Annotated in this window: 13 protein-coding genes; 10 read left to right on the forward strand and 3 right to left on the reverse strand. The window is 66.4% G+C overall.

All coding sequences use genetic code 11. The features are described from left to right. The first annotated feature begins 96 nt into the window (after positions 1–96). The gene (locus AC6LKD_RS10130; RefSeq protein WP_498116081.1) at positions 97–1,551 is read left to right on the forward strand and encodes a DHA2 family efflux MFS transporter permease subunit; all 1,455 of its coding nucleotides are present in this window, start codon (positions 97–99) and stop codon (positions 1,549–1,551) included. Beyond that, positions 1,538–3,064, forward strand: coding sequence for a glycerol kinase GlpK (gene glpK / locus AC6LKD_RS10135; protein ID WP_498116082.1), 1,527 nt, complete (start codon positions 1,538–1,540; stop codon positions 3,062–3,064). The genes AC6LKD_RS10130 and glpK overlap by 14 nt, the downstream gene beginning before the upstream one ends. A gap of 310 nt (positions 3,065–3,374) precedes the next feature. Here glpK and AC6LKD_RS10140 read toward each other — a convergent pair whose 3' ends face one another. From AC6LKD_RS10140 to AC6LKD_RS10150, 3 genes are all read right to left on the reverse strand, one after another. Further along, on the reverse strand, positions 3,375–4,652 hold the full coding sequence (locus AC6LKD_RS10140) for a TRAP transporter large permease (protein ID WP_498116083.1): 1,278 nt from the start codon (positions 4,650–4,652) through the stop codon (positions 3,375–3,377). A gap of 35 nt (positions 4,653–4,687) precedes the next feature. Further along, positions 4,688–5,188 carry a TRAP transporter small permease gene (locus AC6LKD_RS10145; RefSeq protein ID WP_498116084.1) on the reverse strand — a complete coding sequence of 167 codons (501 nt, stop codon included), beginning with the start codon at positions 5,186–5,188 and terminating at the stop codon, positions 4,688–4,690. A 101-nt stretch (positions 5,189–5,289) separates the two neighbouring features. Further along, positions 5,290–6,264 carry a TRAP transporter substrate-binding protein gene (locus AC6LKD_RS10150; protein WP_498116085.1) on the reverse strand — a complete coding sequence of 325 codons (975 nt, stop codon included), beginning with the start codon at positions 6,262–6,264 and terminating at the stop codon, positions 5,290–5,292. Between the two features lie 102 nt (positions 6,265–6,366). Here AC6LKD_RS10150 and AC6LKD_RS10155 point away from each other — a divergent pair, with 102 nt between their 5' ends. From AC6LKD_RS10155 to AC6LKD_RS10190, 8 genes are all read left to right on the forward strand, one after another. Next, the gene (locus AC6LKD_RS10155; protein WP_498116086.1) at positions 6,367–8,898 is read left to right on the forward strand and encodes an ABC transporter permease; all 2,532 of its coding nucleotides are present in this window, start codon (positions 6,367–6,369) and stop codon (positions 8,896–8,898) included. Continuing rightward, the gene (locus AC6LKD_RS10160; RefSeq protein WP_207466443.1) at positions 8,898–9,320 is read left to right on the forward strand and encodes a group II truncated hemoglobin; all 423 of its coding nucleotides are present in this window, start codon (positions 8,898–8,900) and stop codon (positions 9,318–9,320) included. Before AC6LKD_RS10155 ends, AC6LKD_RS10160 begins: the two co-directional genes overlap by 1 nt. Positions 9,321–9,378: 58 nt before the next feature. Then, complete coding sequence (locus AC6LKD_RS10165; RefSeq protein ID WP_242702394.1) at positions 9,379–10,047, forward strand: 3-deoxy-D-manno-octulosonic acid kinase; 669 nt, start codon at positions 9,379–9,381, stop codon at positions 10,045–10,047. A 144-nt stretch (positions 10,048–10,191) separates the two neighbouring features. Continuing rightward, positions 10,192–11,295, forward strand: a complete 1,104-nt coding sequence (locus tag AC6LKD_RS10170) for a polyamine ABC transporter substrate-binding protein (protein ID WP_492274633.1) — start codon at positions 10,192–10,194, stop codon at positions 11,293–11,295. Between the two features lie 6 nt (positions 11,296–11,301). Next, positions 11,302–12,429, forward strand: a complete 1,128-nt coding sequence (locus AC6LKD_RS10175) for an ABC transporter ATP-binding protein (protein ID WP_492274632.1) — start codon at positions 11,302–11,304, stop codon at positions 12,427–12,429. Next, the gene (locus AC6LKD_RS10180) at positions 12,426–13,346 is read left to right on the forward strand and encodes an ABC transporter permease subunit (protein WP_013392653.1); all 921 of its coding nucleotides are present in this window, start codon (positions 12,426–12,428) and stop codon (positions 13,344–13,346) included. Before AC6LKD_RS10175 ends, AC6LKD_RS10180 begins: the two co-directional genes overlap by 4 nt. Next, positions 13,343–14,152, forward strand: a complete 810-nt coding sequence (locus AC6LKD_RS10185; protein ID WP_498116087.1) for an ABC transporter permease subunit — start codon at positions 13,343–13,345, stop codon at positions 14,150–14,152. Before AC6LKD_RS10180 ends, AC6LKD_RS10185 begins: the two co-directional genes overlap by 4 nt. Beyond that, positions 14,149–14,505 (forward strand): arsenate reductase, encoded by a 357-nt coding sequence (locus tag AC6LKD_RS10190; protein ID WP_498116088.1) that lies wholly within the window; start codon positions 14,149–14,151, stop codon positions 14,503–14,505. Before AC6LKD_RS10185 ends, AC6LKD_RS10190 begins: the two co-directional genes overlap by 4 nt. Positions 14,506–14,527 lie beyond the last annotated feature (22 nt).

Here is a 14,527-nt window from a genome sequence, read left to right on the forward strand (position 1 = left end):
CACCAATTTCAATGGGTTTCGGATGTAGGGAGTTTACTTCACGGCGGTCACCCCCCCGGCGTTACAATCTCGCGGCACCCATCGCCCCCTCCCGCCATGTCCGCAGAATCCGCAGCAGCAGCCCGTCCCGCTCCTCTTTCCAGTGAGCAAGCAGCGCGCGCGGCGCGCATGATTCCCTTCATTGTGGGCTGTGCGCTGTTCATGCAGATGCTGGACGCCACCGTGGTGGCCACCGCCCTGCCGGCCATGGCCCGCGCCCTGGGATCCACCCCCGTGCGGCTGAACGTGGCCATTACGTCCTATCTGCTTTCGGTGGCGGTTTTCGTACCCGTCAGCGGCTGGGCGGCCGACCGCTACGGGGCACGGCGGGTGTTCGTGGCGGCGATCGGCCTGTTCACGCTCAGCTCCGTGGCCTGTGCGCTGTCCCAGGATCTGCCGCAGCTGGTCCTGGCCCGCATCGTCCAGGGGATGGCGGGCGCGATGATGGTGCCGGTGGGACGGATCATCCTGCTGCGCACCGTGCCCAAGCAGGACTTGCTGAAGGCCATGTCCTTTCTTTCCATTCCGGCCCTGCTGGGCCCGGTGATCGGACCGCCACTGGGCGGCTTCATGGTCACCTATATGTCCTGGCACTGGATCTTCCTGATCAATATCCCCATCGGGATCCTGGGCATTTTCCTGGTGCTGCGCTATGTCGCGGAGATCCGCGAGGAATCCGCCCCGCGCCTGGACTGGCCGGGCTTCCTGCTCAGCGCGATCTGCCTGGCCACCCTGGTCAGCGGCTTCGAGGCCATCGGCCGCGACGTCATGCCGCTGTCCATGCTGCTGGGGCTGATCGCCGTGGGCACCGTCTGCGGCCTGCTCTACGGCTGGCATGCCAAGCGTACGGAGCATCCCATCATCGACCTGTCCTTGATGCGGATCCCCACCTTCGCCATTTCCACGCTGGGCGGCAACCTGTGCCGCTTCGCCGTGGGCGCAACGCCCTTCCTGCTGGCCATGCTGCTGCAGGTCGGCTTCGGCCTCACGCCGTTCGCGGCCGGCCTGATCACCTTCGCCAGCGCGGCGGGCGCGCTGCTGATGAAGTTCGTGGCCACCCCCATCGTGAAGCACTTCGGCTTTCGCCGGGTGCTGACCGTGAACGCCGTGCTGGCGGGCGCGTTCATCGTGATCTGCGGCGCCTTCACGCCCACCACGCCGGTGTGGCTGATGATCGTCATCCTGCTGGTCGGCGGCTTTTTCCGTTCGCTGCAATTCACCGGGGTAAATACGCTAACCTATGCCGACATCCCCCCGTCCAAGATGAGCCGCGCCAGCAGTTTCGCCGCCATGGCGCAACAGCTCGGCATCAGCCTGGGCGTGGGCGTGGCCGCGGTGACGCTGAACATCAGCATGTCCTTGCGCGGCGCGGAAACGCTGGCGATCCGCGACGTCGTCGCAGGCTTCATCGTCGTCGGCGTGCTGTGCATGGCCTCGACCTTCTCCTTTAGACGCCTCGAACCTCTGGCCGGGGCACACCTGAACGGCGCCAAACAAAGTGACGACGAATGAATTTGTCCTAGCCCTGGACCAGGGCACGACCAGCTCCCGCGCAATCGTGTTCGACCGCGAAGGCGTGGTGCGCGGCGTAGGCCAGCGTGAATTCCGCCAGCACTATCCGCGGCCGGGCTGGGTCGAACACGACGCCAGCGAGATCTGGCACAGCCAGCTGGACGTAGCCCGCGAGGCTCTGCGCAACGCCGGCGCGACCGCCGCCGACATCGCCGCCATCGGCATCACCAACCAGCGCGAGACCACCCTGATCTGGGAACGCGCCACGGGCCGCCCGCTGGCCCGCGCCATCGTCTGGCAGGACCGCCGCACAGCGCCGATGTGCGACCAGCTGCGCCAGGACGGCCACGCCGATTTCCTGCAATCGCGCACCGGCCTGGTGCTGGACGCCTATTTCTCCGGCACCAAGCTCGCCTGGCTGCTGGACCACGTACCCGGCGCGCGCCAGATGGCCGACCGCGGCGAACTGGCCTTCGGCACCGTGGACACCTGGCTGATCTGGCAACTGACCGGCGGAGCGGTGCATAGCACCGACCCCAGCAATGCGTCGCGCACCATGCTGTTCGACCTGCACACGCAGGACTGGAACGACGAGATCCTGGCGCTGCTCAAGATCCCGCGCAGCGTGCTGCCGGCAATCGCGCCCAGCAGCGCGGTGGTGGGCGAGGCCCTGCCCGAATGGCTGGGCGGCTCCATCCCCATCGCTGGCGACGCCGGCGACCAGCAGGCCGCCACCTTCGGCCAGGCCTGCTTCACGCCGGGCATGGCCAAGAACACCTACGGCACCGGCTGCTTCATGCTGATGAACGTGGGCGACAAGCCGGTGCAATCCCGCAACCACCTGCTGTCCACGGTAGGCTGGGGCCTGCCGCAGGCCGGCAATGGCGGCTGGCGCCCGACCTACATGCTGGAAGGCGGCGTGTTCGTGGCCGGCGCCGCGGTGCAATGGCTGCGCGACGGGCTGGGCATCATCCAGCGCTCTGAAGAAATCGAATCCCTGGCCGCCAGCGTGGCCGACACCGACGACGTCTTCATGGTGCCGGCCTTCGCCGGCCTGGGCGCGCCGCACTGGGACCCTTATGCGCGCGGCACCCTGGTGGGCCTGACCCGCGGCACCACCCGCGCCCACATCGCCCGCGCCACGCTGGAATCCATCGCGCTGCAAAGCGCGGAACTGCTGACCTGCATGAACGGCGACAGCGGCATCGCGCTGACCGAGCTGCGCGTGGACGGCGGCGCGGCCCGCAACGACTTGCTAATGCAGATGCAGGCGGACCTGCTGGGCGTCCCGGTGGTGCGTCCGCGCGTGTCCGAATCGACTGCGCTGGGGGCTGCGGGCTTGGCGGGACTGGCGGTGGGGTTCTGGTCGGGACTGGATGAGTTTGCCTCGAAGTGGCAGGCGGAACGGACGTTCGAGCCAACTTGGCCGGAGTCTGTACGGGCTGCGCGGATGAAGCGGTGGAGGCAGGCTGTGGAGTTGTCCAAGGGCTGGTCGGACAGTGCTGGGAAGTAGGCGGGATTTTTAGCTTCCTGGCTGTGTGGCTGCCTGGTGTTGAGTTCCGTGGGGCTTCGTTGGTGGGGCTTCGGACTTCGATGGTCCCAGCTCTTTCGTAGGCCGCCCGTCGGCGCGGGCGTCTGAGTGGCGGGCGCCCACGATTGCGGTCCGGAGCCTTCGCTCCGGACTGCCCCGTCGTCATCTTCGTCCAGGCCTTCGGCCTTCCCTTCAGATTCCCTCGGGCGCATCGAGGTTGCTCGCCCCCATGGCGCCCGCGCCGGCGAGCGGCCTACGAAGAAGCCAAGCCCGCCAAGCCAAACGAAAGAAGCTACTTCGCGTAGACCAGATCCCGCAATCCCAGCGACAACCCAGGCCAATAAGTAATGATCATCAGGCAAACAATCACCACCCCCACAAACGGAACCAACGGCTTGACCAACCTCTCCAACGGCAACTTAGCCACCGCGCAAGCCGCGAAAAGATTCACCCCGAACGGCGGCGTAATCATCCCCAGCGCCAGGTTCACCACCATGATGATGCCGAAGTGCACCGGCTCCACGCCGAACTTCAGCGCCACCGGCAGCAGCAAGGGGGCCAACACCACGATGGATGCCGAGGTTTCGATGAACATGCCGATCAGGAACAGCGCCGCGTTCACGCCCATCAGGAAGGTGAGCTTGGTGTCGAAGATTTGCGCCAGCCACACGCCCAGCGCGTCGGGGATGCCCGCGCGGTTGAGCAAGAAGCTGAAGATGCCGGCGTTGGCGATCACGAACATGATCACGGCCGTCGATACCACCGACTTGTGCAGCGTGTCCGACAACTGCTTGAAGCTCAGGCGGCGGTAGATGAACTTGCCCACCACCACCGCGTACATCACCGCCACCACCGAGGCCTCGGTCGGCGTGAACACGCCGCCGTAGATCCCGCCCAGGATGATGACCGGCATCAGCAGCGCCAGCCAGGCGTTCTTGAACGCCGGCCACAGCGGCAGGCGGCCTTCGCCGTCGCGCTTGCCCAGGTTGTTGCGCTTGGCGTAGAACCAGACGTAGAACATCAGTGCCGCGCCGATCAGGATGCCGGGCATGACGCCGGCGATGAAGAGTTCGCCGGTCGAGGTGTCGGTGGACACCGCGAACAGAATCATCGGAATGGACGGCGGGATGATCACGCCCAGTTCCGCCGCGCTGGCCTGCAATGAGGCGGCGAAGGGCGCGGGGTAGCCGTGCCGGATCATCGCGGGAATCAGGATCGCGCCTACCGCGAAGGTGGTGGCTACGCTGGAGCCGGCCACGGCGGCGAAGATCATGCAGGTCAGCACGCAGGTGCAGGCCAGGCCGCCCTGGATGCCGCCCACCACGCTCTTGGCGAACTCCACCATGCGTTCGGAGATCCCGCCGGCTTCCATCAGGTTGCCGGCCAGGATGAAGAAGGGGATGGCGACCAGCGGGTACTTGTCCAGCGCGGCGAACAGTTGCTGGGCCACCACCACCCAGGGCAGGCCGGCGGCGCCGACTCCCGCCAGGCTGGCCAGTCCGATCGACACGGCGACCGGCACGGACAGCCCGAAGAAAATCAGCATCGAGACAATCATTAATTGGGACATGGCGATATCTGCTGCTTATGTTCGATGGGGGCGGCTCAGCCTTGCGCGTCGTTGCGCACGGGCACGTCGTCTGCTTCGCCGGCGCACCAGCGGGCCAGCACGGCGATGGCGGCGAGGGTGGCGCCCACGGGGATGGCCAAGTAGATCCAGGAAATCGAAATGTCCAGGCTGGGCACGGTCTGGAAGCGCACGCGATAGGTCATGTTGCCGCCAATCCAGGCCAGGAAGCCCAGGAATCCGGCGCAGATCAGGCCGATGACGGCTTCAAGCACGCGGCGGCGCGTGCCGCCCAGCAGGTTGCGCAGCAACTCCACGCTGATCATGGCGCCGTGGCGGAAGGCCAGGGCCACGCCCAGCAGCACGGTCCAGATCAGGAGGGCGCGGGTCAGCACCTCGCTCCAGTCGGCGGGGGAGTGCAACACGAAACGCGCGATGACTTGGTAGAAGGCGGCGGCCGCGGCGGCCACCAGCAGCAATTGGGCAAAGACCGAGACCAACTTGAACAGGCCCCGGTCGAAGGCGCAGAGCAAACGCATGATGAATCCTATTGGCGTGGTACGCAAAGGATGGGAACAAAAGCGGCGGGACCGGAATCCCGCCGCCAGGGGGATGCGCCCCGGGTCGGGGCGGGCCCTGCTTACTTGGTGTCGCGGATCGCGTCGATCAGCTTCTTGTCGAACTTCTTGTAGTACTCGGGGTAGGCGGGCTCGACGGCGGCGGCGAAAGCGGCGCGGTCCACCTCGGTCACCTGCATGCCTTCCTTCTTCAGTTGCTCGACGCCTGTCTTCTCGATGTTGTCCACGTAGGCGCGCATGGCCTGGGCGGATTCCTTGCCGGCCTTATCGAAGTTGGCCTTGTCCGCGGCCGACAGGCCCTCGTACACGTTGGCCGACATCAGCACCAGGGCCGGGCCATAGACGTGGCCGGTCAGCGACAGGTACTTCTGCATTTGCGACAGCTTGGCCGAGGTGATCACCGACAGCGGGTTTTCCTGGCCGTCGATGGTGCCTTGCTGCAGGGCGGTGGCGACTTCAGGCCAGGCCATGGGGGTGGGCAGGATGCCGATCTGGCGGAAAGCCGTGATGTGGATCGGGTTTTCCGTGGTGCGGATCTTCAGGCCCTTGGCGTCGGCCGGGGTCTTGACCGGGCGGACGTTGTTGGTCAGGTGGCGGAAGCCCTGTTCGCCCCAGGCCAGGGCGATGATGCCGCGGCTGGGGAACTTTGCCAGCATATCTTGTCCGATCTTGCTGTCCAGCACGTTACGGGCGTGCGGCAGGTCGCGCAGCAGGAAGGGAATGTCGAAAACGCCGGTTTCGGGCACGAAGTTCAAGGTGGCGCCGGTCGAGACGATGGCCAGGTCGATGGTGCCGATCTGCAGGCCTTCGATCACTTCGCGTTCGCCGCCCAGCGCGCTGTTGGCGAATTGCTGTACCTTGTACTTGCCGCCGGTGGAGGCTTCGATGGACTTGGCCATCGCGTCGGCGCCGGCGCCGTAGTGCGAGGACGTGGACAGCGCATAGGCCATCTTCAAGGTGTTCTGCGCCGTGGCGGGCAGGGAGGTGGCGGCCGCGCAGGCGGCCAGAATCGTGGCGGCAAGCCAGGATTTACGCATTGTCTTCTCCAGGTTTGGGTATCTTTATGGGTGGCTTTGCCTCCCGCCCCGGGATGATATCGGGATTCGGCCCCGATCTAGGCCGTTGGTTAACATTGTGGAATGATGGATTTCCCTGATATGTCACGGGCCAGGCGCCCCGGTTTTTGGTCCACCCTGCGCCAGGGCGCCAGGATGATGATGCGCGACGCCCGCGCCGGAGAGCTGCGCCTGCTGGTGCTGGCGCTGGTCGTGGCGGTGGCCGCGGTGACCAGCGTCGGCTTCCTGGCAGACCGGGTCGGACGGGCGCTGGAGCGCGACGCCGGGCAGATGCTGGGCGCCGACCTGGTGCTGGATGCCGACGAGCCGGTGCCCGCGGCCTTCATGGATCAGGCCCGGGAACGCGGCCTGACCGTGTCCAGCACATGGCAGTTTCCCTCCATGGTGGGCGCTGGCAACGGCGCACAACTGGCCGCACTGAAGGCCGTCGAGCCCGGTTATCCGCTGCGCGGAGCCTTGCGCGTGGCGGGCGCGCCGTTCGAGCCCGACGCCGCGACGCGCGATATTCCGCCCGAGGGCGCGGTCTGGGTGGATGGGCAATTGCTGTCGCTGCTGAACCTGAAAGTAGGCGACATGCTGAACGTGGGCGACGCCCATCTTCGGGTGGACCGCGTCATTACTTACGAACCGGACCGCGGCATGCAGTTCGTCAACGTGGCGCCGCGGGTGCTGCTGCGCGCCAGCGACCTGCCGGCCACCGGCCTGATCGCGCCGGGCAGCCGCATCGGCTATGCCATGTTGGTCGCGGGCCAGCCGGACGCCGTGGCGGGGTACTCGTCCTGGCTCAAGCAGAATTTGAAGCGCGGCCAGAAGGTCGCCACCCTGGAGTCCGGCCGTCCGGAAGTGCGCCGCACGTTGGACCGGGCGCAGCGTTTCCTGTCGCTGGTGGCGCTGCTGGCGGTGCTGATATCGGCGGTGGCCGTGGCCCTGGCGGCCGGCCGCTACATGACGCGCCACCGCGACGGCATTGCGGTCATGCGCTGCCTGGGCGCGGTGCAGTCGCAGGTGTCGCGCATGCTGACGCTGGAATTCACCCTGGTCGGCCTGTTCTCGTCGGCCGCGGGCTGCCTGCTGGGCTACGCGGTGCATCAGGTGCTGGTGATGCTGCTGGGCTCGCTCATCGATACCACCTTGCCCGCGCCCTCGGCCATACCGGCCTTGCAGGGGGTGCTGACCGGGCTGCTGCTGTTGCTGGGCTTCGCCCTGCCGGCGCTGGCCCAGCTACGCCACGTGCCGCCCGCCCGGGTGCTGCGGCGCGATGCCGATACGCTCAGCGCGCGCAGCGCCCTGGGCTATGTCCTGGGCGCCACGGGCTTCGCCCTGCTGATCTGGTGGTTCGCGGGCGACGCCAAGCTGGGCGGGGTGGTGGCGGGCGGCTTCCTGGGCGCCTTCGCCGTGTTTGCGCTGGTGGCCTGGCTCTGCATCCTGGGCCTGGCGCGCGTGCGCCGGCTGGCCGCCGGCTTGCCGGCGCTGCGCTTCGCGCTGGCTGGGGTGGTGCGCCGGCGCGCCGCCACCATTACCCAGGTCTGCGCGCTGGCGGTGGGCCTGATGGCGCTGCTGTTGCTGACCATGACGCGCACCGACCTGATCCAGGGCTGGCAGCGGACCCTGCCGCCGGACGCGCCCAACCGCTTCCTCATCAATGTGCAGCCGGACCAGCGCCAGGCCGTGACCGACGCGCTGACGCGCGAAGGCCTGGGCCGCATCGCGCTGGCGCCGATGGTGCGGGGGCGGCTGATCGCCATCAACGGCAAGCCCGTGGGGCCGGACGACTACGAGGAGCCCCGCGCCAAGCGCCTGGTGGACCGCGAGTTCAATCTGTCCTATGGCGACGAGCTGCCCTCGTCCAACCGCATCGAGCAGGGCCGCTGGCTGGAACCCGGCGCAGCCGAGGTGTCGCTGGAGTCCGGCCTGGCCAAGACGCTGGGCCTGGCGCTGGGCGACAAGATGACCTTCGACGTGGCGGGCCAGCAGGTCGAGGTGGCCGTTTCCAGCACCCGCCGGGTCGATTGGGATACGATGCGCGTCAATTTTTTCGCCATCCTGACCCCCGCCGCGCTGGCCGACATGCCCCAAAGCTGGATCACTTCCTTCTACTTGCCGCCCGAAAAGGCCTCGGTCCTGCCCGCGCTGGTGCGCGAGTTCCCGAACCTGACCGTGTTCGACGTGGGCGCCATCCTGCAGCAGCTGCAGTCCGTGCTGAACGAGGTGGGCAAGGCGGTGCAGCTGCTGTTCCTGTTCACCTTGGCGGCCGGCGTGCTGGTGCTGTCCGCGGCGCTGACCGCTACGCGCGACGAGCGCATGCGCGAGGCCGCCGTGCTGCGGGCGTTGGGTGCGACCCGCAGCCAGCTGGCGCGCTCCCAGCGCATCGAGCTGTGGGCGGTGGGCGGCCTGGCCGGGCTGCTGGCGGCGGCCGGCGCCACGGCGATCGCTTGGGCTTTGTCAACGCAGGTCTTTGATTTCACTATTACTCTCAGCCTCTGGCCGTGGCTGGCGGGCATCGCGGCGGGCATGCTGGGCGCCTGGGCGGGCGGCGCCCTGGCCCTGCGCGGCGTGTTGCGCACGCCGCCCCTGGTCACCCTACGAGAAACCTGATGCCGACGCGCGTCCATACGATTACCGAACCCGTGGAAAATTCCAGCAGCATTTTTGACCTACTCGGCGGCGAGCCGGGCGTGCGCGCCCTGGTGGACCGCTTCTATGACCTGATGGACATGGAGCCCGACCTGAAAGAACTGCGGGCCGCCCATGGCCCCAGCCTGGACCAGGCGCGCGACAAGCTGTTCTGGTTTCTTTGCGGCTACTTCGGCGGTCCGGACCACTATATAGAACGCTTCGGCCATCCGCGGCTGCGCGCCCGGCACCTGCCGTTCTCGATCGGCGAGGTCGAGCGCGACCAGTGGGTCACCTGTATCGGCCGGGCCATGGAAGACCAGGGCATAGCGCCGGCCCTGGTGGATCGCCTGCTGCAGTCCTTCTACGGCGTGGCCGATTGGATGCGCAATCGTGAAGGCTGAAGACGATTCCCGGTCCGGCGAACGGCGCCAGGCCTGGTCCGGCCCGCTGGGCGGGGCCATGCTGAGCGATCCCTCGCGGCTGGCCGAGGCTGGCCCGGACCTGTTCAACCCTGCGCACTACGGCGAGCGGGCACGGCCGGTGGACGCCGGCGGGCGCCAGGCGGCCTGGTTCGTGCAGGGCGCAGGCTGGCAGGGCGTGCTGCGCCGCTACCGCCGCGGCGGGATGATCGCGCGCATCAGCCGCGACGCCTATCTCTGGAACGGCGAGGCCCGCACCCGCAGCTTCCGCGAATACCGCCTGCTGGCCGCCATGCGCGCGCAGGGCCTGGCGGTGCCGGCGCCGCTGGCCGCCGCGTACTGGCGGCAGGGCCCGATCTACCGTGCCGCCATCGTGGTCGAGCGTATCCCCGGCGTGCGGCCCCTGGCCCAGATGCTGGCCGAACCGGTCTGGCAGGCGGCGGCCGAGGCTATCGTGCGCATGCACCGGGCCGGCGTCTGGCATGCCGACCTCAACGCCTTCAATATCCTGGTGGGCAGCGACGGCCGCGTCTGGCTGATCGATTTCGACCGCGGCACGCAAGGCGCCCTGTCGGACCGGCAGCGCGAGGCCAACCTGGAACGCCTGCGCCGCTCGCTGCGCAAGGTGGCGGGGGAAGAGGGCGAGCGCTTCTGGCTGCGCCTGCGCGACAGCTACTGGACGGCCTGGGGCGTGGGAATCCAGCCCTGATCCGGGCGCGGGCGGCCAATTGCCGCCATTGGGTCCAAATCGCGCCAATCAGCCGGCAAAGTTGGGCAGGTCATCGCTAAAAAGCTTTATCATTTCGCCTTTTGGTACTCCTGTCACATACGGCATAACGCAAGGGGGCTGGTGATGAAATTACGGGCGGGCATGCGCTGGGCGCTGGGGGCGATGCTGGTTACGGCGGCCTCTTCGGCTGCGGTGGCGCAGAACAAGGTCGTCAACGTCTACAACTGGGCCGAATACACGGCTCCGGACACGATTCCCGGTTTTGAAAAGGAAACCGGCATCAAGGTCCGCTATGACGTCTACGACAGCAACGACACCCTGCAGGCCAAGCTGTTGGCCGGCAAGTCGGGCTATGACGTCGTTGTCCCGTCCACGCATTACGCCTCGCGCCAGATCGAAGCCGGCCTGTTCCAGAAGCTGGACAAGTCCAAGATCCCGAACTGGAAGTACCTGGATCCCGAAATCATGGCGCTGGTCGCCACCGTCGATCCCGGCAACGAGTACGCCATCCCCTGGGGCTACGGCACCAACGGCCTGGGCTACAACGTCACCAAGGTCAAGCAGATCATGGGCGATGGCGTGGACCTGGCCAACTGGGACATGATCTTCAAGCCCGAGAACGCCGCCAAGCTGAAAGAGTGCGGCATTTCGATGCTGGACGAGGCCGCCCAGGTGTTCCCGGCCGTGCTGAAGTACCTGGGCAAGGACCCCAACAGCACCAACGCGGACGACTACAAGGCCGCGCTGGAAGTGCTGATGAAGATCCGCCCGTACATCCGCCAGTTCAGTTCGTCCGGCTACATCGACGAGCTGGCCGTGGGCGACCTGTGCATGGTCTACGGTTTCTCCGGCGACGTGATGATCGCCCGCAAGCGCGCCCAGGACGCCAAGAAGGCGTATGAAGTGAACTACTTCATTCCCAAGGGCGGCGCGCCCGCCTGGTTCGACCTGATGGTCATCCCCAAGGATGCGCCGCATCCCGAAGAGGCGCTGGCCTTCATCAACTACATCGAAACGCCCAAGGTGCACGCGGCCATCACCAACACCATGTTCTACCCCAACGCCAACAAAGAGGCGCGGCAGTACGTGGTCAAGGACGTGGCCGACAACCCCATGATCTACCCGCCGGCGGAGGTCTCCAAGACCCTGTACGTGATCAAGGCGCTGCCCTTGAACATCCAACGCCTGCAAAACCGGATGTGGTCCGAGCTGAAGTCTGGAAGATAAGTCATCATGAGCGATAGCCGTTACTCGGCGCAGCATTCGGCCGATCCGGACGAGTTCGTTCGGATCTCCGATGTCGTAAAGATCTTCGGCGATGTGGTCGCCGTCCGTTCCGTCAATCTCTCGGTCAAGCGCAACGAGATCTTCGCCCTGCTCGGCAGCTCGGGCAGCGGCAAGTCGACCTTGCTGCGCATGCTGGCGGGCTTCGAGGAGTCCACCTCGGGCCAGATTTTCCTGGACGGCGAGGACATCACGCACGTGCCGCCATACCGCCGGCCCGTGAACATGATGTTCCAGTCCTACGCGCTGTTCCCGCACATGACGGTCGAGGCCAACGTGGCCTTCGGCCTGAAGCAGGAAGGCGTGGACCGGGCCGAGATCCATGATCGCGTGTTCGAAGCCCTGGACCTGGTCCAGATGGCCGGCTATTCGCGCCGCAAGCCCAACCAGTTGTCGGGCGGGCAGCAGCAGCGCGTGGCGCTGGCGCGCAGCCTGGTCAAGCGGCCCAAGCTGCTGCTGCTGGACGAACCCATGTCCGCGCTGGACAAGCAGATCCGCCAGAAGACCCAGATCGAACTGGTGAAGATCCTGGAGCAGGTCGGCGTGACCTGCATCATGGTCACGCACGACCAGGAAGAAGCCATGACCATGGCCCACCGCCTGGCAGTCATGACCGAAGGCCAGATCGTCCAATGCGGCACGCCGCAGGACGTCTACGCCTTTCCGAATTCCCGCTTCGTCGCCAGCTTTATCGGTTCGACCAATATGTTCACCGGGACCATCGTGGTCGACGAGCCCGATCACGTCGCCATCGAGTGCGGCGAACTGACCCGTCCGCTCTTCGTCAACCATGGCGTGAGCGAGCCGCTGGGCATGGAAGTGCACGTCTCCATCCGGCCTGAACGGCTGGTGGTGTCGCGCGAGCAGCCCGAGGCCGAATACAACTGGGCCCACGGCATGGTCAGCCACATGGCGTGGATGGGCAGCTACGCGCTCTATCAGATCCGCCTGGATTCCGGCAAGACGGTGGAGGCCAGCGTGCCCAGCCAGTTGCTGGTCCAGATGGATGCGCCCGGCATCGACGAAGAGATCTTCGTCAGCTGGGACGCCGACAGCGCCACGGTGCTGGCGTCATGATCCGCTTTTCGCCCCGCGACTGGTTGCCGTCGGGCCGGGCGCTGGCAGTGGTGCCGCCGTTCGCCTGGCTGGTGCTGTTCCTGCTGGTGCCGTTCCTGCTGGTCCTGAAGATCAGTTTCGCCGAGCTGAAGTTCGGCATTCCGCCGTATACCTCGCTGGCCGAATTCAAGGACGAGGCGGTGCAGTTCAGCCTGCACCTGCGCGGCTACATCCTGCTCTTCACAGACAGCCTGTACTTCGCCACGTATCTGAATTCGGTGAAGATAGCCGCCATCACCACGCTCTTCTGCGTGCTGATCGGCTATCCCATCGCCTACTACATCGCGCGTTCGTCGCCCGCCGTGCGCAACCTGCTGCTCTTGGGCGTGATCCTGCCGTTCTGGACTTCGCTGCTGCTGCGCGTCTACGCCTGGGTGGGCATCCTGCGCAACGACGGCCTGCTCAACAACCTGCTGCAGGGCCTGGGCATCATTTCCAGCCCGCTGGAAATCTATCGTACCGACGTCGCCGTCTATATCGGCATGGTCTACGCCTATCTGCCGTTCTTCATCCTGCCGCTGTATGCCACGCTGGTGAAGATGGACCTGCGCCTGCTGGAAGCCGCCTACGACCTGGGCGCCAAGCCTTGGCAGGCCTTCTGGCAGATCACCGTGCCGCTGTCGCGCCAGGGCGTGATCGCGGGCGCCATGCTGGTGTTCATCCCGGCAGTGGGCGAATACGTGATCCCGGAAATGCTGGGCGGCGCCAATACGCTCATGATGGGCCGCGTGATGTGGAATGAATTCTTCAACAACGCCGACTGGCCCATGGCCTCTGCCGTGACCTGCGTGATGGTGCTGTTGCTGCTGGTGCCGCTGGTGGTCTTCCAATACAACCAGGTCAAGCAGCAGGAGCAGGCGAGCGGAGGCCGCAAATGAACGGGCCCAACAAGACTTTGCGCGCCATCGTGCTGGGGCTGGGGTACTTCTTCCTGTACGTGCCCATCATCAGCCTGATGGTGTTCTCGTTCAACGAGTCGCCCACCGTCACGTCCTGGACCGGCTTCTCGTTCCGCTGGTATCACTCGCTGTTCAACGACGACGCGCTGCTGCGCGCGGCCTGGCTGTCGTTCCGCATCGCCGCCATGACCGCCACCGCCGCGGTCATCATCGGCACCTGGGCCGGTTACGTGCTGGGCCGCATGGGGCGCTTCCGCGGCTTCGCGCTGTACGTGGGCATGCTCAGCGCGCCGCTGGTCATCCCCGAAGTGGTGCTGGGCATTTCGCTCCTGCTGATGTTCGTGGAACTGCGCGGCAGCCTGGGCTGGCCCGCGGAGAACGGCATCTTCACGATCTGGGTGGGCCACGTGACCCTGTGCATGGCCTTCGTGGCGGTCGTCATCCAGACGCGTATCCGTGACCTGGACCGTTCGCTGGAAGAGGCTGCGCTGGATCTGGGCGCCACGCCCATGACCGTGTTCTTCAAGATCACGCTGCCGCTGATCGCCCCGGCGCTGGCCTCGGCCTGGCTGCTGTCCTTCACCCTGTCGCTGGACGACGTGGTGCTGGCCTCGTTCCTGTCCGGCCCCAGCTCCAGCACGCTGCCCATGGAAGTCTTTTCGCGGGTGCGCCTGGGATTGAAACCCGAGATCAACGCGCTGGCGACCCTATTCATCCTGGCGGTCGGCACCTGCGTGATCCTGGCCAACCGCATGCAATGGCGCAAGGAGTCCGAATCCAAATGAAGCAAACCACCCTGTACGGCCTGACCAAATGCAGCACCTGCGTCAAGGCGCGCGACTGGCTCACCGCGCATGGCGTCGCCCACGCGTTCGTGGACTACCGCGACAACCCGGTGCCCGCGGCCACGCTGAAGTCCTGGGCGGACCAGGTCGGCGGCTGGGAAAAGCTGGTCAATCGCACGTCCATGACCTGGCGCAACCTGCCCGAAGATCGCAAGACGGCGCACACCGATGCCCAGTGGAGCCAGTTGATCGCCGAGTATCCGGCGCTGGTGCGCCGCCCGGTTACGGTCACGCCCGATGGCGAGGTGAGCGTTGGCTTCAGCGAAAAACGCTACGGCGAACGGTTCGCCTGAGGCGCGGGCCCAGTCCGGCCAG

This window comes from Achromobacter sp. D7-1 (genome assembly GCF_059760445.1).